This is a genomic window from Pseudomonas sp. AC169, assembly GCF_979258515.1.
In genome coordinates, this window is the sequence record NZ_OZ409866.1 from 6,695,965 (window position 1) to 6,722,930 (window position 26,966).

Here is a 26,966-nt window from a genome sequence, read left to right on the forward strand (position 1 = left end):
CTACTGAAAATTTCAGGCGGCCAGTTTACGGCGGTTATACAAACCGCCCAACAAACCGGTGAAGCATCCGATGAGTAACCCGCCGACGTGGGCGGCGTTGGCGATTTCGCCGAAACCGATCACCGAGATCAGCCCGGACATGCACACCAGCAACCACACCAGCATCATCACCAGCACGCCACGCGGCAGGCGATAGGCCGGGTTCGGCGCCAGCAGCTGGAAGATCCAGCAATGCCCGAGCAAACCGTAAAGTACGCCGGACAGACCGCCAAACAAGGTCGGGCCGCTCCAGACAAACTGCGCGTAGTTGGACACCAGGCTGAACAGCAGCGTCAGGCCGATCAGGTTTATGCTGCCCTGGCGCGACTCGATGCGCCGGCCCAGCTCCCAGTACCACATGCCGTTCATGGCCAGGTGGAGGATGCCGAAGTGGATCAACATCGGCGTAACCAGTCGCCACCACTGCCCCGCCGCCAGACTGTCAGCCAGCGGCGTGAAATGGATGTATTCGCCGACTACCTGAAAATCGAGGAAGGTCAGCCAGCGCAACGTCTGCAGGTTTTCGCCGAGGTACGTCAGCCCGCCAACGATCAGGCACAACAACAGGATGAACCCGGTGGCCTTGGCGTATTTCAGTTGCTCGGCAAAGCTCGGCCGCTTGACGGTCGGCGCGACGGGAATGTCCATTTGCTGATCGGGATCGCCAGCCGGGAAGCGTTCGTAGAGTGAACGCACGTCTTCGCTGATTTCCGCCGGCGCCCACAACACTTGTTCGCCCGCCTCTTCGCTGACCCGATGCGGGACCTGCATGCGTTGCAGCAGTTTGACGAAACCGCTCAAGTCCACCGCCAACGGCAGACGCAATACCGCTACCGCACTCATTGCAACACCTCCGGCCGCTCGACATCGACCCAGACAAATTTTTGCGGATCCAGACGGGTTTCCTGATCCAGACGATAGGCGACCAGTTTGCCGTAGAGCACCGCGCTGTAATCCAGACACGCGAGGTTCGGGCGGATCGGCGCCGGTTTGCCGCTGCGCCAGTAATGCCCGACGAACAGCAACGGCTCGTCGACGCCGTAGCGCAGCAGGTTGTTTTTCTCGCTGGAGGTCAGCGGCTTCTGCGCCACCGGTTCCGGCAGGGCATCAGGCTGGAAAACGATGTCGCCGTAAGTTTTCGGATCGTCTTCCCAGAACTTGGTGCGGAAGAACGAACGTACCAGACCATCGCCGCTGGTCATGGTCAGGCCATCCGGCAGGCGCATGTCGGTGCCGCGCAGCAAGCGGTCGAACACGGTGCAGGCAAAACTGCCGGGCACGGCGGACGCCTGAAGAAAGTGTTCATCAATGCAGCCATTCGCATATTGCGCACGCAACGGTTCGATCAGGCCGGCATCCCAACAGGCATGCACCACCCGGAAGCGTCCAGCGTCGACAAACAGCGGCAGCTCGTAGAACCAGCGCTGGAAATCATGCCAGTCGCCGGGATGGTCTTCGAACTGGGTCAGGGTTTCGTGCAGCAGGCGTGCGTGGCGCGGCGTGTGTTCGCGGACGAACTGCTTGCCGCTGCCGGGTGGCGCCGGCGTGCTCCAGCCCAACGCGTTGAATTCGTGATTGCCCATGATGCACAAGGCCTGCCCGGCCTCGACCATGTCGTGAACAATGTGCAGCGCCTCGCGAATGCGCGGGCCACGGTCGATGATGTCGCCAACGAACACGGCCATGCGCGATGGATGCCGCCAGACCCCGCCCTGCTTGTGATAACCGAGGCGGTCAAGCAAGTGTTCGAGGGTCAAGGCGCATCCGTGCACGTCACCAATCAGGTCATAACTGCGCGCGGGATCGAGCATCAGTCGCCTCCACCACCCAACTTGCTGCCCCAGCCGAGCTTGGTGCGGCAGACTTCGTAGTAGTTGTGATCGAGCGGATGAATCAGCCGCAGCTTCTGTGCTTTCTTGCTGACGGTGATGGTGTCGCCCGGCGCGCAGGTGAAATGGTTCTGCCCATCGCAGGAGACTTGCGGGTAAATCTGCATGTTTTTCGACACGACGATTTTCAGCTCACTGTTGCCATCGACCACAATTGGCCTGCTCGACAACATATGGGGGTACATCGGCACGATCACAATGGCATCGAGCTTGGGATGCATGATCGGCCCGCCGGCAGACAATGCGTACGCGGTGGAACCGGTCGGCGTCGCGACGATCAGGCCGTCGGCCTTCTGGCTGCAGACGAACTGGCCGTCGATGTACAGCTCGAACTCGATCATCCGCGTCGACTTGCCCGGGTGCAGCACCACATCGTTGAGTGCATCGCCCTGGCCGATAGCCTCGGCGTGGCGGCGCACTTCGGCTTGCAGCAGGAAGCGGTTTTCCACCAGATAGTGGCCGTCGAGCACCTTGGCGACTTCGACTTCCAGCTCATCCGGGCGAATATCCGTCAGAAAACCGAGGCTGCCACGGTTAATCCCCAGCACTGGAATATTGTGTTTGGCCAGCGCCCGCGCGGCGCCGAGCAGGCTGCCGTCACCGCCAACGACGATGACCATGTCGCAGACTTCGCCGAGCATCTTGCGCGACGAGGTTTGCAGGCCGTGGCCCGGCAGGACTTCGGCGATGGTGTCTTCGAGGATCACATGCAGGTGACGATCGAGCAGAAAGCGTTTCAGTCGGCGGACGGTATCCAGCACCTGGGAACTGCCCAGGCGACCGATGATGCCGATATTACGAAATTGCTCCATGGGACCTCTGCGGACAATCGAAAACGCGAAAAACCCGATTATGGGCGAAAGCGCCGGTTAGACAAAATCCTTTCAGCCTCAAGGGTGCGCTCATGTTTCAGGCTATGCTCGCAAGATGATCCTGTTTCCCGACTTGCTCCAGTTGCCCCACCAATTACGCCACCCGGAAGTGCGGGATCTGGCGTGGGTGATCCTCGCCCCGCCAATGCTCGCCATCACGCCGTGGCCGCAGCGCCATCCGCTGGCCGGTAGCGACTGGGTGCACGATCCCGAGCGACTGGAACACTGGCTGCGCCAGCTTGATCGCGACAGTTATGGCTTGCTGCATTGGTTGTCGCAGGCACGCACGCGGCGTCTGGGCTTGTATTACGAACGGCTGTGGCAGTTTGCCGTGGAGCATGCGCCGGGCATTGAGCTGATCGCCGCCAACCTGCCGATCCGCCGCGAAGGCCATACGTTGGGCGAGCTGGACATGCTGCTGCGTGACCGCGACGGCGTGCATCACCTGGAACTGGCGATCAAGCTTTATCTCGGTCCACAGAATGGCGATGGGCGTGATGCGGCGCAGTGGCTGGGGCCGGGTTGTCATGATCGGCTGGATCGCAAACTGGCGCATCTGGCCGAACATCAGTTGCCGATTTCGGCGCGCCCGGAAAGCCGCGAAGTGCTGGCGGCGCTGGATATCGAGGTGTTCAGTGCTCAGCTGTGGCTCGGTGGTTATCTGCTGTATCCGTGGCCGGGGCAGGCCGAATCACCAAATGGTGCACATCCGCAGCATTTGCGCGGTAGTTGGCTGCATCAAAAGGATTGGCCGGCGTTTGTCGCACAACGTCCGGCGGGACGCTGGCAGCCGCTGCCCCGCCATGCCTGGCTGGCGCCGGCGCATTATCCGGCGGATCAGACGTGGTCTTTGGAGCATTTACGGATGTGGCTGGAAGATCTTGAGCCGCTGGCCCCGGCGCAGTTGATGGTGCGCCTGATCGAAAATGCGCGAGGGGAATGGGAAGAGGCTGAGCGCTTGTTTCTGGTTTCCGACCTTTGGCCGAATGTACCGGGCCAATCCTGAGATATGTGGTGTTTGATATGGCCCCTTCGCGAGCAAGCTCGCTCCCACATTTGGAATGCATTCTAATGTGGGAGCGAGCTTGCTCGCGAAGGGGCCGACTCGGTCTAAAGTGAAAGCCGCAAAGCCAAAGCCGCCAACGTCACCAGCAACACCGGCACCGTCAGCACAATCCCGACCCGGAAGTAATACCCCCAGCCAATGTGAATGCCTTTGCGCTCCAGCACATGCAGCCACAACAAAGTCGCCAGGCTACCAATCGGCGTAATCTTCGGTCCCAGGTCACTGCCAATCACGTTGGCATAAATCATCGCTTCCTTGACCACCCCGCTCGCCTGACTGGCATCAATCGACAGCAAACCAATCAACACGGTCGGCAAGTTATTCATGATCGACGACAGCAACGCCGTCAGCACACCCGTGCCCATGGCCGCGCCCCACACCCCGTGACCTGCGAAGACATCCAGCCAACCCGCCAGATACCCGGTCAGCCCGGCATTGCGCAGGCCATACACCACCAGGTACATGCCCAGCGAAAAAATTACGATCTGCCACGGTGCTTCTTTCATCACCTTGCGCGTGGAGATCTTGTGGCCGCGAGCGGCGATGCCCAGCAACAGCGCGGCGCACACGGCGGAAATGGCACTGATCGGAATACCCAGCGGCTCCAGCGCAAAACAACCGATCAGCAGAATCACCAACACCGCCCAACCGGCAAAGAACGTGGCTTTGTCGTGGATCGCGGTTTCGGGATGTTCGAGTTGCTCAGGGTCGTACGCCGCCGGAATGTCACGGCGGAAAAACCACAGCAGCATGCCCAGCGTCGCCGCCACGCTGACGAAGTTGACCGGCACCATCACCGCCGCGTAGCGGTTGAAGCCGATGTGAAAGAAGTCCGCCGAGACGATGTTGACCAGGTTCGACACCACCAGCGGCAGGCTCGCGGTATCGGCGATGAAGCCCGCGCCCATGACGAAGGCCAATGTCGCCGCCGGAGAAAAGCGCAGCGCCAGCAACATCGAAATCACGATTGGCGTGAGAATCAGCGCCGCGCCGTCATTGGCAAACAACGCCGACACTAGAGCGCCGAGCAGCACCATAAAAGCAAACAGCTTGCGCCCACTGCCCCGCCCCCATCGCGCCACATGCAGCGCGGCCCAATTGAAGAATCCGGCTTCGTCGAGCAGCAGGCTGATGATGATCAGCGCGACAAACGTGCCGGTGGCGTTCCAGATGATCTGCCAAACCAGCGGGATATCGCTGAGGTGAACGACGCCGAAAATCAGCGCCAGCACTGCGCCAAGCGTTGCACTCCAGCCGACGCCGAGGCCTTTGGGTTGCCAGATGACCAGGGTGATGGTCAGCAGAAAAATCAGTGACGCAGCGAGCATCCGCAACAGCCTTAAATTAAGTAGAAGAGCTAAACACTAAAACCTGTGGGAGCGAGCTTGCTCGCGAAAGCGGACTGTCAGTCACCCATGATGTGTGGCTGACGGCCTCTTCGCGAGCAAGCTCGCTCCCACAGGATCTCTGCTGTGCCAAGGATTTCGGTGAGCTTACTTCTTGTGTTGCTCTACGAATTGTCCGTAAGCATTGATAAAGCTTTGCAGGAAAGGTTTCACCGATTCACTCAACTTGCCCGCCTCATCAAACGCCGAACCCGCCCCGCCCAGATACGCTTCCGGCTGCTGCATGCACGGCACATTGAGAAACACGAACGACTGGCGCAGATGCTGATTCGCCCCGAAACCACCAATGGCACCGGGCGAGACACTGATCACCGCCCCCGGTTTGCCGCTCCAGACGGCCTTGCCATAAGGCCGCGAACCAACGTCGATGGCGTTCTTCAACGGCGCCGGCACCGAACGGTTGTATTCCGGCGTGACAAACAGCACCGCGTCGGATGAACCCACTTTTTGTCGAAAAGTGCTGTAGGCTGCCGGCGGTGAATCGCCGTCGATGTCTTCGTTATACAGTGGCAGATCGCCAATTTCGACAATCTCAAGCTTGAGGTTCGCCGGGGCCAGCTCCGCCAGCGCCAGGGCGACTTTGCGATTGATCGAAGCTTTGCGCAGGCTACCGACCACTACAGCGACGTTGTAGACATTGCTCATGGAAGAACTCTCGATGGTCCGTGGGAGGAGCCCGTAGTTATAGATGATCCGGTGACGATTCCACCAGCACCCGAGGTAAATTCCCGCGTGTTGATTATTTTTTTCCTGTAGGAAAACTTACAGGCCTTGATGACGGTCTACCAAGCCGCAAATCAAGCGTTTTATCTCCAGAGGTTCTAAGCAGATGGCAGCAGTACTCGTCGGTCAGTTCCATGCAAGAGATGCGGAAGGCCGCGTTTATTCCGTGCATGAGTTCCAGGAATCCAACCCGTCGGCAGACGGTTCCACTGGTTCGGAGCCTATTTACAGACTGGCCATTGGCGATCGCATTAAAAAGATCGACGACAACCAATTTGAGTTGGTTCAATCGGGCGTCATGCTGACCCGCGAACCCGAGCCAACCGTCGCTTCATAACGAACCGTTATGAGCAGAAGTCATATGCGCAGACTTGGGGTAGGATTCAGCCACTGACCCCACCTGCTGAACATGGACTTCACGCATGCGTTTACGTCATATCGAAGTGATTCAGGCGCTCTTGCAGACTGGTCACCTGGGCACCGCCGCCGAATGGTTGCAGTTGCCGGTGGCCGAGGTCGAAGAGCGTTTGCGCGAAGCCGAGAGTCAGTTGGGGTTCATGCTGTTCGCCAGTGTGCGCGGACGTCTGCAATCGACGCCCGAGGCGCGGGCATTGCAGGTCGAAATCGCCCACGTTTACGAAGCGCTGGAGCCGGTACAGCGCCTGGCCAGCAGCCTCAAGCAATACCTCGCCCCGCCCTTGCGCATCATCGGCACCCCGCCGCTGGCGCAACAATTACTGCCACAAAGCCTCGCCGCCCTGCGTCGACGTCTGCCCGATGCACCGTGCAGCCTGCTCAGCGCAGCAACCCGCGATATCGTCCGCAGCTTGTTATTGCGCGAAAGCGATCTCGGTTTGAGTCTGCACGATCCCGAACACCCCGACATTGATTGCCGGCCACTGGCCCAGGGCAAGCTGCAACTGCTGGCGCCCCACGGCTGGCTGCAACCGAAACAGAAATACATTTCCCTGCAGGATCTGGCCGGTCAGGCCATGGTCGGCCTTGAAGGCCAGGACCCGCTAAGCCCGGCGCTGGAAAACAAACTCCAGGCCTTGCGCCCGGCACCGAGCGTGCAGACGAGGGTGCAAACCCATCAGATGATGCGCGGCATGGTCGAAGCCGGCGAAGGCCTGGCCATCGTCGACCCGTTCACTGCACTGGGCGCGCGCCCTGCCGGGCTGGATGTCTGTCCGCTGTCACCGGCCGTACCGGTCAGCCTCTACGCCCTGACCTTCAAGCATGCTGCGCCGTCAGTGGCGATCGAGACTTTGCTCACTATCGTCACGGAACAAGCCGAGGCGATGCTGGCGAACTGAGGGAATTTTCCAGCGGATTATCGAACAATCGATACCAGAACAACGCCACTTCGGCGGTGTTCGGATCAATGCCGCGATAGCGCAATTGGTCGACCCCGCCAATCACATAGCCGCAACGCTCATACAGCCGACAGGCGCCAAGGTTGTTGTTCTGGGTTTCGAGCATGATCCCCGGCAGCTTTTTCTTGCGGCTCCAGAACTGCGCGACATCCAGCAATGCCTTGGCCACGCCATGCCGGCGGGCTGGCGCATGCACTGCCAGCTCATCGATATGCGCGAAGCCGTTCCAGTTGGTGCTGATCACCAGATGGCCCACTGGCTCATCGTCCAGATAAGCCATGAAAATCGCGCTGTCGGCCGCGTTGTGGAAACTGCTGAATTCCTCAGGATCGATGCCGTAGCACTTGCGATACGGCACGATCGGCGTCACCCGCCATTGCTCAACAGGCTGGCCAATCACGGCGGCACCATAGGCGGCGACCTCGAAACTGAAATCGCTGCCCCAGATATACGGCGCAAAGCCTTCGTCGGCGACGCGCACCGACAGCCCTGGATACTTTGGATTCATGACCGGTTGCATACTCGGGAAAGTCCTCATTCCTTGACGCAATCGACGGTGTAGTGCCGTCCATTGCCTTCGTCTTCGTGCTGCAATCCATGCACATCCGCGACAAAACCGGGGAAGCTGCTATCGAACGTGCGAGCGAATTTCAGATAATCGATGATCGAGCGGGTTGATTCGGTGAAGCGTTCGCCGGGCATAATTAGCGGAATCCCCGGTGGATACGGCACCAGCATCACTGCAGCAATGCGTCCTTCCAGCTCATCGATGGGCACCGCCTCGACTTCACCGCGAACCAGATGATCGTAGGCGTGGGCCGGTTTCATGGCGATTTCCGGAAGCACGGTGTACATGCGCTTAAGGTGTTTGGCGGTGGCGTTACTGCGATAGCAGGCGTGCAACTGATCGCACAAATCGCGCAGGCCCATGCCGCGATAACGCACATTGTCTTCTTGTGCCACACACGGCAGGCAGGTTTCCAGACGCACGTTGGCATCGTAACTGCGCTTGAATTCGAGCAATTCGGTGAGCAGCGTGCTCCATTTGCCTTTGGTAATGCCCATGGAGAACAGCACCAGGAACGAATACAGCCCGGTTTTCTCCACGACCAAGCCGCGCTCCCACAGGAACTTGCTGACCACCGCCGCCGGGATGCCCTTCTCGCTCAGCGCGCCGCCGGCATTCAGCCCTGGCATCACCAGTGTCACCTTGATCGGATCGAGCAACACGTAATCGTCGCTCACCTCGCCAAAGCCGTGCCATTCGGCATCCGGTTGCAATAACCAGTCTTCGGTCCGCACGCGGTCGATGCCCTCGACACCCGGCGGCTGCCAGATCGAAAACCACCAGTCATCAGCGGCAATGTGCTGGCGCAGATTGGCCAGCGCACGGCGGAAACTCAGGGCTTCGTCGAAGGTTTCCTGCAACAGCGAACGCCCGGCCGGGCCTTCCATCATTGCCGACGCGACGTCCAGCGAAGCGATGATGCTGTACTGCGGCGATGTCGAGATGTGCATCATGAACGCTTCGTTGAAGCGGTCACGATCCAGTTGCCGTGCGCCGCCATCCTGCACATGGATCATCGATGCCTGACTGAACGCGGCGAGCAGTTTGTGCGTGGAATGGGTAGTGAACACCAGCGGACTATCGTCACTGCGCGAAGTGGCCATGCCGTAGCGCCCGGCGAAGAACTCGTGAAACGCCGCATAGGCGTACCAGGCTTCGTCGAAATGCAGCACTTCGACGCTGTTGCCGAGGCTTTGCTTGATCAGCTCGGCGTTGTAGCAGAGGCCGTCGTAGGTCGAATTGGTGACCACGGCGAGTTTGACTTTCGGCGCACGGCCCTTGGTCAATGGGCTCGCATCGATCTTCGCCTGAATCGATTCGCGGCTGAACTCACTCAACGGGATCGGGCCGATAATGCCCAGCTCATTGCGCTCCGGGCACAGGTACAACGGGATCGCGCCGGTCATGATGATCGCGTGGAGCACCGACTTGTGGCAGTTGCGATCAACCAAGACCAGATCATCGCGAGCGACCATCGAGTGCCAGACAATCTTGTTGGCGGTCGAGGTGCCATTGATCACGAAAAAGGTGTGATCGGCGCCGAAATTGCGCGCCGCACGCGCTTCCGCTTCGGCGAGTGGCCCGGTGTGATCGAGCAGCGAGCCAAGTTCCGGCACCGACACCGACAAATCCGAACGCAGAGTGTTTTCACCGAAGAACTGGTGAAACGCCTGCCCCACCGGACTCTTGTGATACGCCACACCACCGCCATGGCCGGGGGTGTGCCATGAATAATTGGAATCGGCGGTGTGCTGCACCAGCGCCTTGAAAAACGGCGGCAACAAACCATCCAGATACTTACGCGCGGCCCGCGCCACTTGCCGTGCCAGAAACGGCACGGTGTCTTCGAACAGATAGAGAATGCCGCGCAGTTGATTGAGCTCGGCCATGGCATCGGCCGGCGCGTTTTCCAGGGTGACTTGCTCGCCGAGGGCGAAGATCGGCAGATCCGGCGCACGCACCCGTGCCAGACCGATCAATTCGGCCATGTTTTGCAGAAGGTGCGAGTTCGTACTGGCGTCCTCGGCGGCAATCAACATGCACGCGAGGCCATGGTGGGTCGATGCGACCAACCGCCCTTCGGTGTAGTCGATGGCCGAAACGATATTGAAACCTTCCTGCTCCAACTCCCGGGCGATGCCACGGATACGGTCACCGGCGACCGTGTCGGCCTTGATGTCGCGATGAACGATCAACACCGGAAACTTCAAATCTTTGTACATGAGGCTCAGTGTCCTGAGGCGGCCGATTGGAATCTGCCAATGCACTCAGGGTAGAGGGTTGCGGCGAAAGTGGCGAGGGTGGCCACTTGGCTTCATGCCGCCAAAAGCAAAGATCGCAGCCTGCGGCAGCTCCTACAGGGGATTGCATTCCAATGCAGGAGCTGCCGCAGACTGCGATCTTTTGATCTTTCAGGCTTGAGCGTCGGCCTCGGCGATCTGCGTCCACAGCGCCGGCCCACCGGCAGACTTGGCAATAATTTCCAGCCGCACCAGATGCGCCGCCAATTCATCCTCAGTCGCGCGAATGATCCGCGCTGGCTGGCGATCCGCAGGCAAACGACGAATTTCGGTCGCCGAGTTGTCCGCGCCATCGCCCGTGCCATTACCGTCAGACGCGTTACCCGCCAGCGACAGACTCGTCTGGCCACCGGTCATGGTCAGGTAGACGTCGGCGAGAATCTCCGAGTCGAGCAAAGCGCCGTGCAGTTCACGGCCAGAGTTGTCGACACCATAACGTTTGCACAATGCATCGAGGCTGTTGCGCTGCCCCGGGTGACGTTCCCGGGCCATCATCAGGGTGTCGAGGATCGAACAGTGTTGCGTGATGTCAGCGCGATCCTGCTGACCCATCAAGGCGAATTCGTTGTTGATGAAGCCAACGTCGAACGCCGCGTTGTGGATGATCAGCTGCGCGCCTTTGATGAACTCGAAGAACTCATCAGCGACTTCGGCAAAGCGCGGCTTGCCGACCAGGAATTCATTGGTGATGCCGTGAACGCCGATGGCGCCTTCATCACTCTCGCGATCCGGTTGCAGGTAAACGTGAAAATGCCGGCCCGTCAGGCGCCGACCGATCAGTTCGACACAGCCGATTTCAATGATCCGGTGACCATCGGTCACCGGCATGCCGGTGGTTTCGGTATCGAGTACAACGGATCTGGTGGCCATCAGTGTTCAGCTCTCAACGGGGCGATCTTGCAAAAAACGCGGATGTTAACACGCTCGGTGGGGGTGTTTTAGTCAGACCGTGGTGTCCCATTCGCGAGCTTGCTCGCGAATGGCCGCACCACGGTTCAGAAGTGAAATCAGCTCTGCTTGTAACCGCGCACTTCGTCAACGCCACGATTAGCCAACTGGTCCGCCCGCTCGTTACCGTGATGGCCAATGTGCCCACGCACCCATTTCCAGGTGACCTTGTGGCGGTTGACCTGCTCATCCAGTTCTTTCCACAGATCAGCGTTTTTCACCGGCTCTTTCGCGGCAGTTTTCCAGCCGCGCTTCTTCCAGTTGGCCATCCATTCGTTGATGCCCTTCATCACGTATTGCGAGTCGGTCACCAGCAGCACTTCGCACGGCCGCTTCAAGGCTTCGAGGCCGCGAATCGCGCCGAGCAGTTCCATACGGTTGTTAGTGGTATTGGCTTCGCCGCCCCACAGTTCCTTTTCGACGCCCTTGCACACCAGCAAGGCGCCCCAGCCGCCCGGGCCGGGGTTGCCCTTGCAGGCGCCATCAGTGAACAGTTCTACGGTGTCGACACTTTCAACGCTTTCGCTCATGCCACTCTATCCAGAATAAATGCCTGCCTCGTCGATCACGGATCGACGATGGCCCGGGCCGGGACATGCCCGGCCACAAATAAAAGAAGGTTTACGGTTCAATGCGGCGGCGATTGACCTTGGCCATTGGCAGCGGAATCAGCTTGCCCATCGGCTCGCGACGTTCCTGACGCAACGGTCGCAGCCCCACCACAATCTTGCGCGCGACCAGTAAATAAAAGCCGCCACCCGACAGTTGCCAGTCACCGGCCTTGCGTTCCCAGCCGGCCAGTCGGGCCTGCCACTTGGCTGACGCGAGCGGCGGACGATAGCACCCGAAGCGGCGTTTCTCCAGCGCAAAGCCGAGCAGATTGAGCCAGTCGGCGACCCGCGAAGGCGAGATGCAGCGCGCCTTCCGCAAGGCGTCGTGGGCGAAAACATGGCGCAATCCCCAGGTGCTCCAAGGGTTGATGCCGATGATCAGCAAATGCCCGCCGGGGCGCACGCTGCTCGCCGCTTCACGCAGCAAACCATGGGGTGACAGACAGAAATCCAGCCCGTGCTGCATCACCACCACGTCGGCGGCGTGCTCGCTCAGCGGCCAGGCCTGCTCTTCGCAGACAATCTCGACACCGGGCAACGGCGCGCCAAGACGCACATTGCGCTGCACTTGCGGCGCTGCCGGCGGGGTTTCCGCCGATGGCCCGTAATGCACCAGATAGCCGCCAAAGAACCGGCCCAGCTCGTCTTCGAGCATGCGCCGCTCCTCGTCGAGCAGAAATTGCCCGAGCGGGCCGGACAGCCATTCACGGGCTGCACCGATCAGGGCCAGCCAGTCAGGATCAGCCTGTGCGAACGCTTTATCACTCATCGCATTCTCCAAAGCGCCAGGAACTACTAAGATGCGCCAATGTTTTCCGCTTGGCGAATTCCGACGATGATACAGATCAGTGCCCTGCCCGCGTTCACCGACAACTACATCTGGTTGTTACAGGATCACCGCACCCAGCGCTGCGCGGTGGTCGACCCGGGCGATGCCGCGCCAGTGCAGGCATGGCTCGCCGCCCATACAGGCTGGGTGCTGAGCGATATTCTGATCACCCACCACCATCATGATCATGTTGGCGGCGTCGAACGCCTGAAAGCGGCGACCGGCGCCAAGGTCTACGGACCGGCCAGCGAAAGCATCCCGGCGCGCGATGTGGCGCTCAAGGATAACGACACGGTCAGCGTGCTCGGCTGGGACTTCGACGTCTATGCGGTGCCCGGTCACACCTTGGGCCACATTGCCTATTACCACCACGGCTTGCTGTTCTGTGGCGACACCCTGTTCGCTGCCGGATGCGGGCGTTTATTCGAAGGCTCGCCGGAGCAAATGCACCATTCTCTCAGCCGTCTCGCCGCTTTACCGGAAGATACGCTGGTCTACTGCACGCATGAATACACTTTGAGCAATCTCAAGTTTGCCGCCGCCGTCGAACCGACGAACCCGGACATTGCCGCCCGTCTGGAAAAAGTTACTCAACAGCGGCAGAACGGCGTCATGACCCTGCCCTCGACATTGGCCCTGGAAAAGCTCACCAATCCGTTTTTGCGCACCTCTGAAACATTAGTTACACAAAAAGTGGACGAACGGGCGGGCGCTCAAAACCGGGCGCCGAGTGAGGTATTTGCGGCTCTGCGGGCCTGGAAAGATAAGTTCTAAGTACCCCGCCCCTTGGTACAAAAATTCTGAATGGTTGACCTAGGGGGGTGCGCTTTCTAGAATCGCCCGACATTTTTGCCCGGAACTTACTTCCAGCCAATGTCGTCATCCATACGTAAGTCCGTCAATTCAGACGCATTGACCCGCCTGGTGCAAGCCATCGCGGTGGCTGTGTCCGCCACGCTGGCGGGCTGTTCCAGCCATGCTCCGCAGACTGAAGCGACCCATACGCCGAACATTGCTGCGCGAGCCAAGCAGAAGCCGATCTGGCTGACCGAAAAGCCCAGCCCACAGGTTCCCCAGGATATCTGGGAACGCATGCGCCAGGGCTTTCAGCTGCAGGAAGGCCTCGGCGTCAACCCGCGCATCGAGCAACAGCGCCTGTGGTTCGCCAGCAATCCCTCTTTCCTCGAGAACGCCGGCGAACGCGGCAGTCTCTATATTCACTACATCGTCGAACGCCTCGAAGAACGCAACATGCCGCTGGAACTGGCCCTGCTGCCAGTGATTGAGAGCGCCTACAACCCGATGGCCTATTCCCGGGCCGATGCTGTGGGTCTGTGGCAATTCATTCCATCCACCGGGCGTTACTTCAACCTGCGTCAGACCCGCTTCTATGATGGCCGTCGCGATATCACTGCTTCGACCACGGCAGCGATGGACTACCTGACCCGTCTGCACGACATGTTCAACGGTGACTGGTTGCTGGCCCTGGCGGCGTATAACGCTGGCGAAGGCACCGTCAGCCGCGCCATCGAGCGTAACGAAAAGCTTGGCCTGCCAACCGATTACTGGAACCTGCCGCTGCCGGCAGAAACCCAGGCGTATGTGCCGAAACTGCTGGCACTGTCGCAAGTGGTACTGGCGCCGGAAGCCTACGGGGTCAACCTCAACCCGATCGCCAACGAACCGTACTTCCAGGTCGTCGAAATCAACCAGCGCATGGATTTGTCCAAGGTCGCCGCGGTTGTCAACATCGACGAAGACGAACTGTTCCAGCTCAACCCGGCGTTCAAGCAACGCACCACCATCGACGGCCCTCAGCATCTGCTGGTGCCGACGTCGAAGGCGCAATTGCTGACCGCCAGTTTGCAAACCATGCGACCTGACGAGCTGATCAGCCCGCGTTCGCTGAAACCGGTGTTTGAAGGTGTGGATCCGTCAGAAGTAGCGCAGCTCAAGCGTGCTTATCGTGTGAAGCGTGGCGACAACCTCGGTTCCATTGCCAAGGCCAACAAGGTCGAAGTCAAGGATCTGCAACGCTGGAACAAGCTGACCGGCAAGAACCTCAAGGTTGGCCAGACGTTGGTGATGCAAGACACCACCAAACGCGCCCCGGCACGCAAATCCGGCCGGGTCAACACGGTGGTTGCGGCCAACAGCAAGAGCAAAGGCAAGGACGACAGCGCGCAGCAGACTCGGTACAAGGTCAAGCGTGGCGATACGCTGTACGTCGTGGCCAAGCGCTTCAACGTTGAGATGCAGCATCTCAAGCGCTGGAATCCGGGTGCGGGTAAAGCGTTGAAGCCGGGGCAGATGCTCACGGTTTATCAGCCGCACTGACAGAAGAGCCCTCGAGATTTCGAGGGCTTTTTTTTGATTCGGATTTTGTGGAGCGCTTTAGATCGATCCCCCTCACCCCAGCCCTCTCCCCCAAGGGGTAGAGGGGAAAGGGAGCCGATCCGGGGCTTTTCAAAATCCGAGTTCAACGATATTGCACGTCGACGCAATTCGCTTAAACACCGCAATCAGTCCCCTCTCCCTCCGGGAGAGGGCTAGGGTGAGGGGCTTTTCAAAACGTGCACTCGACTCGACAGTTCAGGTCGGTGCAGCTCAAAGAAACAACTCGGTCAGTCCCCTCTCCCTCTGGGAGAGGGTTAGGGTGAGGGGCTCTTCGCGCAAACGATTAACCGCGCATTAACTCCCATCTTTTTCCTGCCCAGACAAGCTGTTACTGTACGGCCCACAAAGCCCAAGCCGCCTGGATCGGATCTGACTTGAAGCGTCCCCTCCTCCTGCTCCTGATCAGCCTGGCCTTGAGCTCAACCGCAAGCGCGACGATTACCGAAAGTCACGGTTATGCGCAGTTCGGCACGCTCAAGTACCCGGCCAGATTTACCCACTTCGACTGGGTCAACCCGCAAGCGCCCAAGGGCGGTACATTGCGGGTGATGGCGTTCGGCACCTTCGATACGGTCAACCCGTACACCTTCAAGGGCACCAGCCCGGTCACTACAGCGAATTTCCTCCAATACGGCATCAATGAGCTGAACGAGCCGTTGATGGTCGGCACCGGTCAATATTCGCCATCCGGTGACGAGCCCGCGTCGAGTTACGGCTTGATCGCGCAATCGGTGGAATACAGCGAAGATCGCAGCTGGGTGGTGTTCAATCTGCGTCCCGAGGCGCGTTTTCACGATGGCACGCCGATCACCGCCTACGACGTAGCGTTCTCCTATCGAACGCTGCTCAAGGACGGCCATCCGCTGTACCGCACCGCCCTGCAGGAAGTGCTGCGGGTCGACATTCTCAACAAACAGCGCATCCGCTTCGTGCTCAAACGTTCGGGCAATCCGCTGTTGATCCTGCGCCTCGGCGAATTGCCGGTGCTGCCGCAGCATTACTGGAAAGGCCGCGACTTCAAGGCCACCACCTTCGAACCGCCACTGGGCAGCGGTCCCTATCGCATCACCTCGGTGACGCCGGGCCGGCAGTTGATCTTCGAGCGGGTCAAGGATTACTGGGGCAAGGATTTGCCGGTCAATCGCGGCAAATACAACTTCGATCGCATGGAAGTCGAGTTCTACCGCGACAGCGATGTCGCCTTCGAAGCGTTCAAGGCTGGCGAGTTCGACATTTACATCGAACATCAGGCGAAAAACTGGGCCAACGGCTACAACTTCCCCGCCATACGCCGTGGCGATGTGATCAAGGCACAGATCCCGCATCAGATCCCGACCCAGAGTCAGGGCCTGTTCATGAACACCCGCCGCGCCACCTTCGCCGATGTGAAGACCCGCGAAGCGCTGGGTCTGATGTTCGACTTCGAGTGGACCAATCGCGCGCTGTTCAGCGACGCCTACAAACGCACCACCAGTTACTACCCCAACAGTGAATTCACAACCTCCGGCCTGCCGGTCGGACATGAATGGCTGATGCTCAAGCCGTACAAAGATCAACTGCCGGCCAAGCTGTTCACCGAGCCGTTCACCCTGCCAAAAACCGACGGTCGCGGCATTCCCCGGGAAACCATGCGCAAAGCCTTGGCATTGCTCGCCGAAGCCGGCTGGAAGCTCAACGGTCAGCGCCTGCAAAACGCTAACGGCCAACCGCTGCGGTTCGAGCTGTTGCTGGTCAATCCGAACCTTGAGCGCCTCTACCAGCCCTACATCGAGAACCTCAACAGCATTGGCATCGACGCGCGCCTGCGCACCGTGGATCGGGCGCAGTACAAGCAGCGCCTCGACCAATTTGATTTCGACATGATCTCGATGACGCTCAACCAGACCCTCAGCCCGGGCCTTGAGCAGTGGCAGTACTTCCACTCCAGTCAGGTCGGGGTCAAGGGCAGCAAGAATTACGCGGGCATCGCCAACCCGGTAGTCGATCACCTGCTCGAACAATTGCTCGCCGCGCGCACCCGCGACGAACAGGTCGCCGCCGGCAAGGCGCTCGACCGCGTGCTGCTCTGGCAGCACTACAGCATTCCTAACTGGTACCTCAATTATCACCGTCTGGCCTACCGCAATCGGTTGGCCTTTGTCACCACGCCGCCCTACACCCTGGGCCTGAGCGCGTGGTGGCTGAAGTCTTCGGAGAAAGATCGATGAACCCTATCCGCGCCCTGCTCGTCCAGGCCAGCGGCTTGCTGTTCGCCGGGCTGGCCTTTGCCGCCCCGCAACACGCCGTGACCCTGTACAACGAGCCGCCGAAATACCCCGCCGATTTCAAGCATTTCGATTATGTGAACCCCGAGGCGCCCAAGGGCGGGATCTTCCGTCAGGCCGGGTTCGGCGGCTTCGACAGCCTCAACCCGTTTATCAGCAAAGGCGTGCCGGCCGATGACATCGGGCAGATCTACGACACCCTGACCAAGCACAGTCTCGACGAGCCGTTCACCGAATACGGCCTGATCGCCGGTAAAATCGAAAAGGCCCCGGACAATAGCTGGGTGCGTTTTTACCTGCGCCCCGAAGCACGCTTCCATGACGGTCACCCGGTGCGCGCCGACGACGTGGTGTTCAGCTTCAACACCCTGACCAAAGAAGGTTCGCCACTGTTTCGCGGCTACTACAGCGACGTGTCCGAAGTCATCGCCGAAGACCCGCTGAAAGTGCTGTTCAAGTTCAAACACACCAATAATCGCGAGCTGCCGCTGATCCTCGGCCAATTGCCGGTGCTGCCAAAACACTGGTGGGCCGATCGCGATTTCAGCAAAGGCAATCTGGAAATTCCGCTCGGCAGCGGCCCATACAAGGTCGCCGAAGTGAAGGCCGGGCGTTCCGTGCGTTACGAGCGGGTCAAGGATTACTGGGGCAAAGACCTGCCGGTCAACCGTGGCTTCTACAACTTCGACACGATGACCACTGATTACTACCGCGACAACACCGTCGCACTCGAAGCCTTGAAGGCCGGCCAGTTCGATTACTGGCTGGAAATGACCGCAAAAAACTGGGCTAACGCTTACAACATCCCGGCCGTCACCGAGGGACGCCTGATCAAGGAACAGATCGCCAACAGCAACCCGACCGGCATGCAGGGTTTCGTCTTCAACCTGCGTCGCCCGGTGTTCCAGGACGTGCGCGTGCGTCAGGCGCTCGGCCTGCTGTTCGATTTCGAATGGACCAACAAACAACTGTTCAACGCAGCCTACTTCCGCACCCGCAGCTATTTCGAAAACTCGGAAATGGCCGCCACCGGCCTGCCTGATGCTGATCAGTTGGCGATCCTCGACCCGTTCCGCAGCAAGCTGCCGGCGCAGGTGTTCAGCGAAGCCTTCGAAAACCCCAAGACCGACGCCAGCGGCATGATCCGCACCCAGCAGCGCGAAGCCTATCAACTGCTGCAAGAGGCCGGCTGGAAGATCGTCGACGATAAAATGGTCGACGCCACGGGCAAACCGGTGGTTATTGAGTTCCTGCTCGCGCAGACCGAATTCGAACGGGTTCTGCTGCCGTTCAAGCGCAACCTCAGCGACCTCGGCATCGATCTGGTAATCCGCCGCGTCGACGTTTCGCAATACATCAACCGCGTGCGTTCGCGGGATTTCGACATGATGGTCGGCAGTTTCCCGCAGTCCAACTCGCCGGGTAACGAGCAGCGCGAATACTGGATGAGCGCCGCCGCCGACAAGGCGAGCAGCCGCAACACCATGGGCCTGAAGGATCCGATCGTCGATCAACTGGTGGAAAACCTGATCAATGCCGATTCACGGATCAGTCTGGTGGCCCACGCCCGTGCGCTGGATCGCGTATTGCAGTGGGGCTTTTACGTGGTGCCCAACTGGCACATCAAGACTTGGCGCGTGGCTTACTGGAATCACATCGGCCACCCGAAGGTCTCACCCAAGTACGACATCGGCATCAACACCTGGTGGGTCAAGCCTGACGCGAAACCTGCGATAGAAGTCGAAACCAAACTGCAAGCCGACCCTGCGGGCACGGAGTAATCAGATGCTGGCGTATATTTTTCGGCGACTGCTGCTGATCATCCCGACCCTGTTCGGCATTCTGCTGATCAACTTCGTGATCATCCAGGCTGCGCCCGGCGGCCCGGTGGAACAGATGATCGCCAAGCTCGAAGGCTTCGAAGGCGCAACCAGCCGCATTGCCGGCGGCGGTGCCGAGGTGTCGGTGGCCGGTTCGTCCTATCGCGGCGCGCAAGGGCTGGATCCGGCGCTGATCAAGGAAATCGAGCACATGTACGGGTTCGACAAGTCGGCCCCGGAACGCCTGTGGATCATGGTCAAGAACTACGCGACCCTGGATTTCGGCGACAGCTTTTTCCGCGACGCCAAGGTCATCGACCTGATCAAGGAAAAGATGCCGGTGTCGATCTCGCTGGGGCTGTGGAGCACGCTGATCATGTACCTGGTGTCGATCCCGCTGGGGATCGCCAAGGCCACCCGGCACGGCAGCCACTTCGATGTGTGGACCAGTTCGGCGATCATCGTCGGCTATGCGATCCCGGCGTTCCTCTTTGCGATCCTGCTGATCGTGGTGTTTGCCGGCGGCAGTTATCTCGACTGGTTCCCGTTGCGCGGGCTGACCTCGAACAACTTCGATGAACTGAGTTTCGGCGGCAAGATCCTCGATTACTTCTGGCACTTGGCGCTGCCGGTGACGGCGCTGGTGATCGGCAACTTCGCGACCATGACCCTGCTGACCAAAAACAGCTTCCTCGACGAAATCAACAAACAGTACGTGGTCACCGCCAAGGCCAAAGGCCTGACCCGCCATCGTGTGCTCTACGGCCACGTGTTCCGCAACGCCATGCTGCTGGTAATTGCCGGGTTCCCGTCGGCATTCATCGGCATCTTCTTCACCGGCTCCTTGTTGGTGGAAGTGATTTTCTCCCTCGACGGCCTCGGCCTGATGAGTTTCGAAGCGGCGATCAATCGCGATTACCCGGTGGTGTTCGGCACCCTGTTCATCTTCACCCTGCTCGGGCTGGTTGTGAAACTGATCGGCGACCTCACCTACACCCTGGTCGATCCGCGCATCGACTTCGAAAGCCGGGAGCATTGAGATGAACCTGTCCCCTCTCAACCGCCGTCGCTTCGAACTGTTCAAAGCCAACAAGCGTGGCTGGTGGTCGCTGTGGCTGTTTCTGATCCTGTTCGGCCTGAGCCTCGGCGCCGAGCTGATTGCCAACGACAAGCCGCTGGTGGTGCATTACGACAACAACTGGTACTTCCCGGCGATCAAGCGCTACCCGGAAACGACGTTTGGCGGCGAATTCCCGCTGGAAGCCAACTACAAGAGCCCGTACATCCGCGAACTGCTCAAGGCCAAGGATGCGTGGGTGTTGTGGGCGCCGATTCCCTACAGCTACCAGAGCATCAACTACGACCTGAAAGTCCCGGCCCCGGCGCCGCCCTCGGCGGACAACCTGCTCGGTACTGACGATCAGGGCCGCGATGTATTGGCGCGAGTGATTTACGGCTTCCGCATTTCCGTGCTGTTCGCGCTGACGCTGACCGTGTTGAGTTCGATCATCGGCGTGATTGCCGGTGCGTTGCAGGGCTTCTATGGCGGCTGGGTCGATCTGGCCGGGCAGCGCTTTCTGGAGATCTGGTCGGGTTTGCCGGTGCTGTACCTGCTGATCATTCTCGCCAGTTTCGTCCAGCCGAATTTCTGGTGGCTGTTGGGGATCATGCTGCTGTTCTCGTGGATGAGCCTGGTCGACGTGGTGCGCGCCGAGTTCCTCCGTGGCCGCAACCTTGAATACGTGCGCGCAGCGCGGGCGTTGGGCATGCAGAATGGCGCGATCATGTTCCGCCATATCCTGCCCAACGCGATGGTTTCGACCATGACCTTCATGCCGTTCATCCTCACCGGCGCCATCGGCACCCTCACCGCTTTGGACTTCCTCGGTTTCGGCTTGCCGGCCGGCAGTCCGTCGCTGGGTGAACTGGTCGCTCAGGGCAAATCCAACCTGCAAGCGCCGTGGCTGGGCATGAGTGCCTTCGCCGTGCTGGCGTTGATGTTGAGTTTGCTGGTGTTTATCGGCGAGTCCGCTCGCGATGCCTTCGACCCGAGGAAGTGAAATGAATCAGGACAATCTGATCGAAGTGCGCGACCTCGCCGTCGAATTCGGTTTCGGCGAGCGCGTACACCGGGTCGTTGAAGGCGTGAGTTTCGACATCAAGCGTGGCGAAACCCTCGCGCTGGTCGGCGAATCCGGCTCGGGCAAATCGGTGACCGCGCATTCGATCTTGCGTTTGCTGCCCTACCCGATGGCCCGCCATCCGGCCGGCAGCATCAACTACGCCGGGCAAAACCTGCTGGGCCTGAGCGAAAAAACCATCCGCCACATTCGTGGCAACCGTATCGCGATGATCTTTCAGGAGCCGATGACCTCGCTGAATCCGCTGCACTCGATCGAGAAGCAGATCAACGAAGTGCTCGGCATCCACAAAGGCCTGACCGGCAAAGTCGCGACCAAGCGTACGCTGGAGCTGTTGGAGATGGTCGGCATCCCTGAGCCGCACAAGCGCCTCAAGGCCCTGCCCCACGAATTGTCCGGCGGCCAGCGTCAGCGGGTGATGATCGCCATGGCCTTGGCCAACGAACCGGAACTACTGATTGCCGACGAACCGACCACGGCGCTGGACGTGACCGTTCAGCTGAAAATTCTCGATCTGCTCAAGGAATTGCAGGCCAGATTGGGTATGTCGCTGCTACTGATCAGTCACGATTTGAACCTGGTGCGAAGAATTGCGCATCGTGTATGTGTCATGCAGCGCGGTTGCATCGTCGAACAGGCATCGTGCGAAGAGCTGTTCCGTTCGCCACAGCATCCGTACACTCGGGAATTGCTCGGCGCGGAGCCCAGCGGCGGCCCGGCAAGCAATAAAATCGGCGCGCCGCTGCTTGAGGTCGAGGACTTGAAAGTCTGGTTCCCGATCAAGAAAGGCCTGCTCAAACGCACGGTGGATCACGTCAAGGCAGTGGACGGCATCAATTTCAGCCTGCCGCAGGGTCAGACCCTGGGGATTGTGGGGGAAAGCGGTTCCGGCAAATCCACGCTGGGTCTGGCGATTTTGCGGCTGATCGGCAGCCAAGGCGCGATCCGCTTTGAAGGCAAGCAGCTAGACTGCCTGACGCAGAACGAGGTTCGCCCGTTGCGTCGGGAGATGCAGGTGGTGTTTCAGGACCCGTTTGGCAGCCTGAGCCCGCGCATGTGTGTCAGCGACATCGTTGGCGAAGGCCTGCGGATTCACAAGATGGGCACCGCCGAGGAACAACAGGCGGCGATTATTGCGGCATTGAAGGAGGTAGGTCTGGATCCGGAAACCCGGCACCGCTACCCCCACGAATTTTCCGGTGGGCAACGGCAGCGAATTGCCATTGCCCGGGCTTTGGTGCTGAAACCGGCGCTGATCCTGCTGGACGAGCCGACTTCGGCGCTCGACCGGACGGTGCAGCGGCAAGTGGTGGAGCTGTTGCGTTCACTGCAAGCCAAGTACAACCTGACGTATTTGTTTATCAGCCATGATTTGGCTGTCGTCAAAGCGCTGAGCCACCAGTTGATGGTGGTCAAGCATGGCCAAGTGGTCGAACAGGGAGACGCGCAAAGTATTTTTGCCGCCCCCCAACATCCGTATACACAGCAGTTGCTGGAAGCCGCTTTTTTGGCACCAGCCACTGCGCAATAACCTGAAAGAGGAGCAACACATGGGTTTTCTCGCCGGTAAGCGCGTACTGATCGTCGGTGTCGCCAGCAAGCTGTCCATCGCATCCGGCATCGCTGCCGCCATGCATCGCGAGGGCGCTGAGCTTGCCTTCACTTATCAGAACGACAAACTGAAAGGTCGTGTTGAAGAATTCGCTCAAGGCTGGGGTTCGAGCCCTGAGCTGTGCTTCCCGTGCGACGTGGCCAGCGATGAAGAAATCGCCAAGGTCTTCGAAGCACTGAGCAAGAAGTGGGACGGCCTGGACTGCATCGTCCACTCCGTTGGTTTCGCCCCGGGCGACCAACTGGACGGCGACTTCACCGAAGCCACCACCCGTGACGGTTTCCGCATCGCTCACGACATCAGCGCCTACAGCTTCGTGGCCCTGGCCAAAGCCGGCCGCGAAATGATGAAAGGCCGCAACGGCAGCCTGCTGACTCTGTCGTACCTCGGCGCCGAGCGCACCATGCCGAACTACAACGTCATGGGCATGGCCAAGGCTTCGCTGGAAGCTGGCGTGCGTTACCTGGCCGGCTCCCTGGGCCCGGACGGCACCCGCGTCAACTGCGTATCGGCTGGCCCGATCCGTACCCTGGCAGCCTCGGGCATCAAGAACTTCCGCAAAATGCTGGCCGCCAACGAAGCGCAAACCCCGCTGCGTCGCAACGTCACCATCGACGAAGTCGGCAACGCCGGCGCCTTCCTGTGCTCCGACCTGGCGTCGGGCATCAGCGGCGAAATCATGTACGTCGACGGCGGCTTCAACACCACCGCCATGGGCAACATCGAAGAGTGATCTTCGCCTAGCCAATGAAAAACCCGCCGGATCCGGCGGGTTTTTTTATGCCTGCAAAAAACCGTTACCGCACTACATATGTACCGCCCGCCCCGCTTCCACGCATTCGACAATCGGCACTCCCCGCCCGACCGTTGCCAAGGAGCATGCAGATGAGCCAATCCCTGAGAACACCTCGTCCCGAACAAACATTGATTCAGCACCTGATCGCCGAGTTGACCGCCGTGCCCGTGGTCAACTCCTCCGATCCTCCGCGAACCCTGCAGGTTCCTCGTTCCTGCCTGCTGCGCGAATGGATGGAGCTGTACTGGAGCGCCTTGGAGCGCCCGGAATTTCTCGACTGGGCCAGCAAATTCAACATTGACCTCGATACGTTGCGCCTCAAAGGCGACACCCTGGAAGTACAGACCTCATCGAACGGCACTGCAGGGCAACGCACGTTCACCCTGGAAGACGACTCCGGCTGGTGGCAAATGGCACCGATGCTGCTGATGATTTCGCAGCGTATAGATCCTGCGGCACTCGGTTTGCCCTACATCGGCGGCAAGTCCGCCAACCCGCTTGACCTGTTTCCGCGTGCTGTGGTGCTGGGGTTTTACGGCTATCCGGAACCGCAAAACGCAATTCAGGCGCAGGTTATCGTTACCGAGCTGAAGGCGCAGGGGCTTGCCGGTTTCGATGAGCACGGCCACACCACTTCGGCCGTGGTCAGCGAACGCAATGCGCAGCTTCAGGACTACCAGACCGTAGCGGCGAAAATCGATGAAGTACTCCTCGCCAACGAGCAAGGCAAAAAAAACTTCGCCGCCTCGAGCCTTGCCGACACACTCGTGCCCCTGACGTCCTGCTCTTATCTGGCAGCGCTGGGCGGCAACCCGCTGACGCTCGAACAGATCATCAGACGCTACGAACTGGCGCTGCCACAAAACATCGACGAAGCCCGGTCACTCGCGCAGTGGTTGCGCCAGCACACATGGCCGCCATTGCCCTATGTCAGCGAATATGTGCAGACCGGCGAGCACATCTGGCGCTATCGCAGGAACTTTGCGGAAATCGAAGACTGTCGGCACATCATCCGGCGCCTCGAAGCACTGAGCTGGAACAAGGCGCCGAACAGCAAAATCGATCTTGAGGAACATAACAGCGTGCACTCGGACTCGACGCTGGGAAAATTGCTCGCCAGCGGCCAGATCGAACTGGACAAGTTCAGACGCCTCCCGGCCTTTCAGACTATTTTGAGCGGTCACAAACTCGCGACCGACGCGCGCCTGCTGGTGACCGCCAGCGGCCACGTAGGCGCTCCCGGCAACAACGGATGGGTGACTTTGACGGCGGCAGTGGAAGGCCGTGCAGCCCTGAAAAGCCACCGTGATCGCCTCAAAGCCATGGCGCGAGAGGCAGGCGGCGCATTGCGCAGCAATGGCCAGGCCAGCCTTGAGCAAATGCTGCGCTACTACGACATCGCCCTGCCGAAAAACGTCGAGGCCGCCCGCACCATCGCACGCCACGAAAAACTGTTTTTGCACCTGCGCCCCGGGCACATGAACCATTGGTATCTGCTCGGTCAGCCCGGTACACAAAGCGAGCATTTCACAGCCGCGCAACGCCAGCTCATCATCGCCACGACCCAAGCGTTTTTGCCCGCAGGCGCGGAGCCGCTGATCGACTACCTGAGTGACGGCGTCGACACGGACTTGCCCCTCGCCACCCTCAAGGCAAAAGCTGACTACCTGATCGGCCGGATACTGATCACTGCTCGTGCCCACACGCTGGGCAATCAGTTGCTGAAGAAACTCGCCCCACCCGCGCAGAACAAAGGGCTGCTGGCCAGCAATCGCGAACGTCTGTTACTCGCGGCATTGATTCTCAGCCTTGACCCGCAGGCCGGCGAGCATCTGGACCGAATCATCGGCCAACCTCTGAACGACAGCTTTTTATGGGGCGAAAGCTGCGCCGAGGCACGCCGGTTCATTGATCATCAGTTCGATCTGGCGAAAGTCAGGAACAAGACCCTGGCCACCCACCTTTTGCTGTCAGGCATCGCCCCGGAGTTCTTGATCCGCGACATCCCCGCGAGCCTCAATTACATGAGTCCTTCCCAGTGGGTCAGGCTGAAACAGAGGGTGCTTTACATTGAGCACTCGATGCCAGGGGTGGCCCGGTTGATGACGTTCGAGCAACTGCTCAGCCTGACGAAAGGGCCACAAGCAAACAGTCTTCGCACCTTCTTGGGCAACCACGTCTGCGCGTCTGTCGTCCTGGACTGGGCAGTGTCCAGAGGTTTGACCACCCGCGATCGCGAACAGCCGGCCACTCCCTATGACGCGGTTGTGCTGAAACAGGCCGATGGGGTTTTCCGCAATCACAACCGGCAATTGCGCCGCCTGCATCTTCGGGCGTTTCAGGCGAAATTCCCTACGCCCGCGAGCGTTGCTCTGGCGGATTTGCGCAAAGTCTTTACCGATAATGCCTATTTGGAGGACAAGGTTCTGTATGACCCCGCCGCCCCTGCGAGCGAAGACTCCGCCGCGCCTCAGCACTCGCTGACCGAGTTGCATCTGGCGGGCAAACTGTCAGCCGGTGTGCAAGGCTGGCGTTCGAGCAGCGAGCACGTGAAGCTGGCGTCAATGACGGCGCAATTGGCAAGACTCGACAACGTGGCGGCACGCTTCCACGCCGCACTGGGTGCTCGTCTGGCAAGAATGAAGGAGGCTTACGTCTCGATGATCAAAGAGGCTTTTTGCCAATTGCCGCTGGCGCAGAGGCTCGACATCGAAGACAACGCGCTGGAACTGTTGGCCCTGTACCCCTTGGTGCCAGCCAAATCGACAACAAAGCACGCCACCGTGAGCGAAACCGCACCGTTCGCGATTGTTGCGCTCCTGCGCGGCTCGACGCGCAGGGTGTTCGAGGTCTTTACCCGCTTGGGTACTGTTACCTTGCGCCGGGATATCGACCTTGCGTTGCTGAATCCGTCAGCCACGGGCGAGGCAGCACGAACCCTGCCCTTCGACGCCGAGGCGTACCGGCAAGGAACCACCGCCAAAGCCAACGCCACCTGCCAAGCCATTATCAAGCGCCTCGACATTGAAGGGGCGCCGCTGCCGCAGCAAGTCCGCCGCGCCGTTCCCGATACCTTTGCCTCCAGCAAGGTCAACGCCATCGCCAATACCGCTGCCCGGCATCTGTTCGATGCCTATGAGTCGAAAGCCCTGCAAGACGCGCTGATCGCCCCCGAACTCAAGGATGCCGAGGCCAGTCACGAAAAATGGCTGAAGTTTTACGCCGACCTGAGTCCACCCGAGTGATGGCCAGGCCAGATCTGAGGTGAACCAGGTTTTTGTGAGCGCGGTAGGAGTGAGCCTGCTCGCG

General features: G+C 59.8%; 22 protein-coding genes. 12 read left to right on the forward strand and 10 right to left on the reverse strand.

All coding sequences use genetic code 11. From position 1 onward, the window contains the following. Positions 1 to 12: 12 nt before the first annotated feature. The 3 genes from ACZZ0G_RS29685 to ACZZ0G_RS29695 are packed head-to-tail and all read right to left on the reverse strand — an operon-like array spanning position 13 to position 2,740. Positions 13 to 882, reverse strand: a complete 870-nt coding sequence (locus tag ACZZ0G_RS29685; protein ID WP_463558702.1) for a rhomboid family intramembrane serine protease — start codon at positions 880 to 882, stop codon at positions 13 to 15. Continuing rightward, positions 879 to 1,850 (reverse strand): metallophosphoesterase, encoded by a 972-nt coding sequence (locus tag ACZZ0G_RS29690; protein ID WP_463395845.1) that lies wholly within the window; start codon positions 1,848 to 1,850, stop codon positions 879 to 881. The genes ACZZ0G_RS29685 and ACZZ0G_RS29690 overlap by 4 nt, the downstream gene beginning before the upstream one ends. Further along, positions 1,850 to 2,740: an NAD(+) kinase gene (locus tag ACZZ0G_RS29695; protein WP_003224174.1), complete on the reverse strand. Its 891-nt coding sequence runs from the start codon at positions 2,738 to 2,740 to the stop codon at positions 1,850 to 1,852. The genes ACZZ0G_RS29690 and ACZZ0G_RS29695 overlap by 1 nt, the downstream gene beginning before the upstream one ends. A 115-nt stretch (positions 2,741 to 2,855) precedes the next feature. Here ACZZ0G_RS29695 and ACZZ0G_RS29700 point away from each other — a divergent pair, with 115 nt between their 5' ends. Beyond that, positions 2,856 to 3,806, forward strand: coding sequence for a DUF1853 family protein (locus tag ACZZ0G_RS29700; RefSeq protein ID WP_463558703.1), 951 nt, complete (start codon positions 2,856 to 2,858; stop codon positions 3,804 to 3,806). Positions 3,807 to 3,910: 104 nt separating this feature from the next. On the opposite strand, the gene ACZZ0G_RS29705 is transcribed toward ACZZ0G_RS29700, so the two are convergent. Continuing rightward, on the reverse strand, positions 3,911 to 5,194 hold the full coding sequence (locus ACZZ0G_RS29705; RefSeq protein ID WP_463558704.1) for an arsenic transporter: 1,284 nt from the start codon (positions 5,192 to 5,194) through the stop codon (positions 3,911 to 3,913). A 165-nt stretch (positions 5,195 to 5,359) separates the two neighbouring features. Continuing rightward, complete coding sequence (locus ACZZ0G_RS29710) at positions 5,360 to 5,917, reverse strand: NADPH-dependent FMN reductase (protein WP_038366013.1); 558 nt, start codon at positions 5,915 to 5,917, stop codon at positions 5,360 to 5,362. 184 nt (positions 5,918 to 6,101) lie between these two features. On the opposite strand from ACZZ0G_RS29710, the gene ACZZ0G_RS29715 reads away from it, so the two are divergent. Next, positions 6,102 to 6,332, forward strand: coding sequence for a hypothetical protein (locus ACZZ0G_RS29715; protein ID WP_463558705.1), 231 nt, complete (start codon positions 6,102 to 6,104; stop codon positions 6,330 to 6,332). An 85-nt stretch (positions 6,333 to 6,417) separates the two neighbouring features. Further along, a complete protein-coding gene (locus ACZZ0G_RS29720) occupies positions 6,418 to 7,311 on the forward strand; it encodes a LysR family transcriptional regulator (protein WP_463558706.1) in 894 nt (297 codons plus the stop codon). Here the strand turns inward: ACZZ0G_RS29720 and ACZZ0G_RS29725 are convergent. From ACZZ0G_RS29725 to ACZZ0G_RS29745, 5 genes are all read right to left on the reverse strand, one after another. Beyond that, entirely contained in the window at positions 7,277 to 7,891 is a 615-nt protein-coding gene (locus ACZZ0G_RS29725; RefSeq protein WP_463558707.1) for a GNAT family N-acetyltransferase, read from the reverse strand. The two genes, ACZZ0G_RS29720 and ACZZ0G_RS29725, sit on opposite strands and share 35 nt — an antisense overlap. A 14-nt stretch (positions 7,892 to 7,905) precedes the next feature. Beyond that, positions 7,906 to 10,161: an Orn/Lys/Arg family decarboxylase gene (locus ACZZ0G_RS29730; protein ID WP_463558708.1), complete on the reverse strand. Its 2,256-nt coding sequence runs from the start codon at positions 10,159 to 10,161 to the stop codon at positions 7,906 to 7,908. A 189-nt stretch (positions 10,162 to 10,350) separates the two neighbouring features. Continuing rightward, on the reverse strand, positions 10,351 to 11,109 hold the full coding sequence (dnaQ, locus tag ACZZ0G_RS29735) for a DNA polymerase III subunit epsilon (RefSeq protein WP_305442941.1): 759 nt from the start codon (positions 11,107 to 11,109) through the stop codon (positions 10,351 to 10,353). A 137-nt stretch (positions 11,110 to 11,246) separates the two neighbouring features. Continuing rightward, positions 11,247 to 11,717 (reverse strand): ribonuclease HI, encoded by a 471-nt coding sequence (gene rnhA, locus ACZZ0G_RS29740; protein WP_007910572.1) that lies wholly within the window; start codon positions 11,715 to 11,717, stop codon positions 11,247 to 11,249. A gap of 91 nt (positions 11,718 to 11,808) precedes the next feature. Further along, on the reverse strand, positions 11,809 to 12,567 hold the full coding sequence (locus ACZZ0G_RS29745) for a class I SAM-dependent methyltransferase (protein WP_463395838.1): 759 nt from the start codon (positions 12,565 to 12,567) through the stop codon (positions 11,809 to 11,811). 66 nt (positions 12,568 to 12,633) lie between these two features. On the opposite strand from ACZZ0G_RS29745, the gene gloB reads away from it, so the two are divergent. The 9 genes from gloB (at position 12,634) to ACZZ0G_RS29790 (ending at position 26,902) form a co-directional block, all read left to right on the forward strand. Then, complete coding sequence (gene gloB, locus ACZZ0G_RS29750; protein ID WP_463558916.1) at positions 12,634 to 13,401, forward strand: hydroxyacylglutathione hydrolase; 768 nt, start codon at positions 12,634 to 12,636, stop codon at positions 13,399 to 13,401. A gap of 99 nt (positions 13,402 to 13,500) precedes the next feature. Further along, a complete protein-coding gene (locus ACZZ0G_RS29755) occupies positions 13,501 to 14,964 on the forward strand; it encodes a lytic transglycosylase domain-containing protein (RefSeq protein ID WP_463558709.1) in 1,464 nt (487 codons plus the stop codon). A 434-nt stretch (positions 14,965 to 15,398) separates the two neighbouring features. After that, on the forward strand, positions 15,399 to 17,231 hold the full coding sequence (locus ACZZ0G_RS29760) for an extracellular solute-binding protein (RefSeq protein WP_463558710.1): 1,833 nt from the start codon (positions 15,399 to 15,401) through the stop codon (positions 17,229 to 17,231). Then, positions 17,228 to 19,069 carry an extracellular solute-binding protein gene (locus ACZZ0G_RS29765; protein WP_463558711.1) on the forward strand — a complete coding sequence of 614 codons (1,842 nt, stop codon included), beginning with the start codon at positions 17,228 to 17,230 and terminating at the stop codon, positions 19,067 to 19,069. Before ACZZ0G_RS29760 ends, ACZZ0G_RS29765 begins: the two co-directional genes overlap by 4 nt. 4 nt (positions 19,070 to 19,073) lie before the next feature. Further along, a complete protein-coding gene (locus ACZZ0G_RS29770; protein WP_016987121.1) occupies positions 19,074 to 20,147 on the forward strand; it encodes a microcin C ABC transporter permease YejB in 1,074 nt (357 codons plus the stop codon). Between the two features lies 1 nt (position 20,148). Then, positions 20,149 to 21,168, forward strand: a complete 1,020-nt coding sequence (locus ACZZ0G_RS29775; RefSeq protein ID WP_064587187.1) for an ABC transporter permease — start codon at positions 20,149 to 20,151, stop codon at positions 21,166 to 21,168. Between the two features lies 1 nt (position 21,169). Further along, entirely contained in the window at positions 21,170 to 22,780 is a 1,611-nt protein-coding gene (locus ACZZ0G_RS29780; RefSeq protein WP_463558712.1) for an ABC transporter ATP-binding protein, read from the forward strand. 19 nt (positions 22,781 to 22,799) lie between these two features. Next, positions 22,800 to 23,594 carry an enoyl-ACP reductase FabI gene (gene fabI, locus ACZZ0G_RS29785; RefSeq protein WP_007910591.1) on the forward strand — a complete coding sequence of 265 codons (795 nt, stop codon included), beginning with the start codon at positions 22,800 to 22,802 and terminating at the stop codon, positions 23,592 to 23,594. 152 nt (positions 23,595 to 23,746) lie between these two features. After that, a complete protein-coding gene (locus ACZZ0G_RS29790; RefSeq protein WP_463558713.1) occupies positions 23,747 to 26,902 on the forward strand; it encodes a hypothetical protein in 3,156 nt (1,051 codons plus the stop codon). The last annotated feature ends 64 nt before the right edge of the window (positions 26,903 to 26,966 follow it).

What these genes read in the sequence shown, in the direction of transcription:
- ACZZ0G_RS29715 (WP_463558705.1), top strand. Translation starts at nt 6,102, where the DNA reads ATGGCAGCAGTACTCGTCGGTCAGTTCCATGCAAGAGATGCGGAAGGC.
- ACZZ0G_RS29755 (WP_463558709.1), top strand. Translation starts at nt 13,501, where the DNA reads ATGTCGTCATCCATACGTAAGTCCGTCAATTCAGACGCATTGACCCGC.
- dnaQ (WP_305442941.1), bottom strand. Translation starts at nt 11,109, where the DNA reads ATGGCCACCAGATCCGTTGTACTCGATACCGAAACCACCGGCATGCCG.
- ACZZ0G_RS29710 (WP_038366013.1), bottom strand. Translation starts at nt 5,917, where the DNA reads ATGAGCAATGTCTACAACGTCGCTGTAGTGGTCGGTAGCCTGCGCAAA.
- ACZZ0G_RS29720 (WP_463558706.1), top strand. Translation starts at nt 6,418, where the DNA reads ATGCGTTTACGTCATATCGAAGTGATTCAGGCGCTCTTGCAGACTGGT.
- ACZZ0G_RS29700 (WP_463558703.1), top strand. Translation starts at nt 2,856, where the DNA reads ATGATCCTGTTTCCCGACTTGCTCCAGTTGCCCCACCAATTACGCCAC.
- ACZZ0G_RS29705 (WP_463558704.1), bottom strand. Translation starts at nt 5,194, where the DNA reads ATGCTCGCTGCGTCACTGATTTTTCTGCTGACCATCACCCTGGTCATC.
- ACZZ0G_RS29695 (WP_003224174.1), bottom strand. Translation starts at nt 2,740, where the DNA reads ATGGAGCAATTTCGTAATATCGGCATCATCGGTCGCCTGGGCAGTTCC.
- rnhA (WP_007910572.1), bottom strand. Translation starts at nt 11,717, where the DNA reads ATGAGCGAAAGCGTTGAAAGTGTCGACACCGTAGAACTGTTCACTGAT.
- ACZZ0G_RS29745 (WP_463395838.1), bottom strand. Translation starts at nt 12,567, where the DNA reads ATGAGTGATAAAGCGTTCGCACAGGCTGATCCTGACTGGCTGGCCCTG.
- fabI (WP_007910591.1), top strand. Translation starts at nt 22,800, where the DNA reads ATGGGTTTTCTCGCCGGTAAGCGCGTACTGATCGTCGGTGTCGCCAGC.
- ACZZ0G_RS29780 (WP_463558712.1), top strand. Translation starts at nt 21,170, where the DNA reads ATGAATCAGGACAATCTGATCGAAGTGCGCGACCTCGCCGTCGAATTC.
- ACZZ0G_RS29775 (WP_064587187.1), top strand. Translation starts at nt 20,149, where the DNA reads ATGAACCTGTCCCCTCTCAACCGCCGTCGCTTCGAACTGTTCAAAGCC.
- gloB (WP_463558916.1), top strand. Translation starts at nt 12,634, where the DNA reads ATGATACAGATCAGTGCCCTGCCCGCGTTCACCGACAACTACATCTGG.
- ACZZ0G_RS29685 (WP_463558702.1), bottom strand. Translation starts at nt 882, where the DNA reads ATGAGTGCGGTAGCGGTATTGCGTCTGCCGTTGGCGGTGGACTTGAGC.
- ACZZ0G_RS29770 (WP_016987121.1), top strand. Translation starts at nt 19,074, where the DNA reads ATGCTGGCGTATATTTTTCGGCGACTGCTGCTGATCATCCCGACCCTG.
- ACZZ0G_RS29765 (WP_463558711.1), top strand. Translation starts at nt 17,228, where the DNA reads ATGAACCCTATCCGCGCCCTGCTCGTCCAGGCCAGCGGCTTGCTGTTC.
- ACZZ0G_RS29790 (WP_463558713.1), top strand. Translation starts at nt 23,747, where the DNA reads ATGAGCCAATCCCTGAGAACACCTCGTCCCGAACAAACATTGATTCAG.
- ACZZ0G_RS29730 (WP_463558708.1), bottom strand. Translation starts at nt 10,161, where the DNA reads ATGTACAAAGATTTGAAGTTTCCGGTGTTGATCGTTCATCGCGACATC.
- ACZZ0G_RS29690 (WP_463395845.1), bottom strand. Translation starts at nt 1,850, where the DNA reads ATGCTCGATCCCGCGCGCAGTTATGACCTGATTGGTGACGTGCACGGA.
- ACZZ0G_RS29725 (WP_463558707.1), bottom strand. Translation starts at nt 7,891, where the DNA reads ATGCAACCGGTCATGAATCCAAAGTATCCAGGGCTGTCGGTGCGCGTC.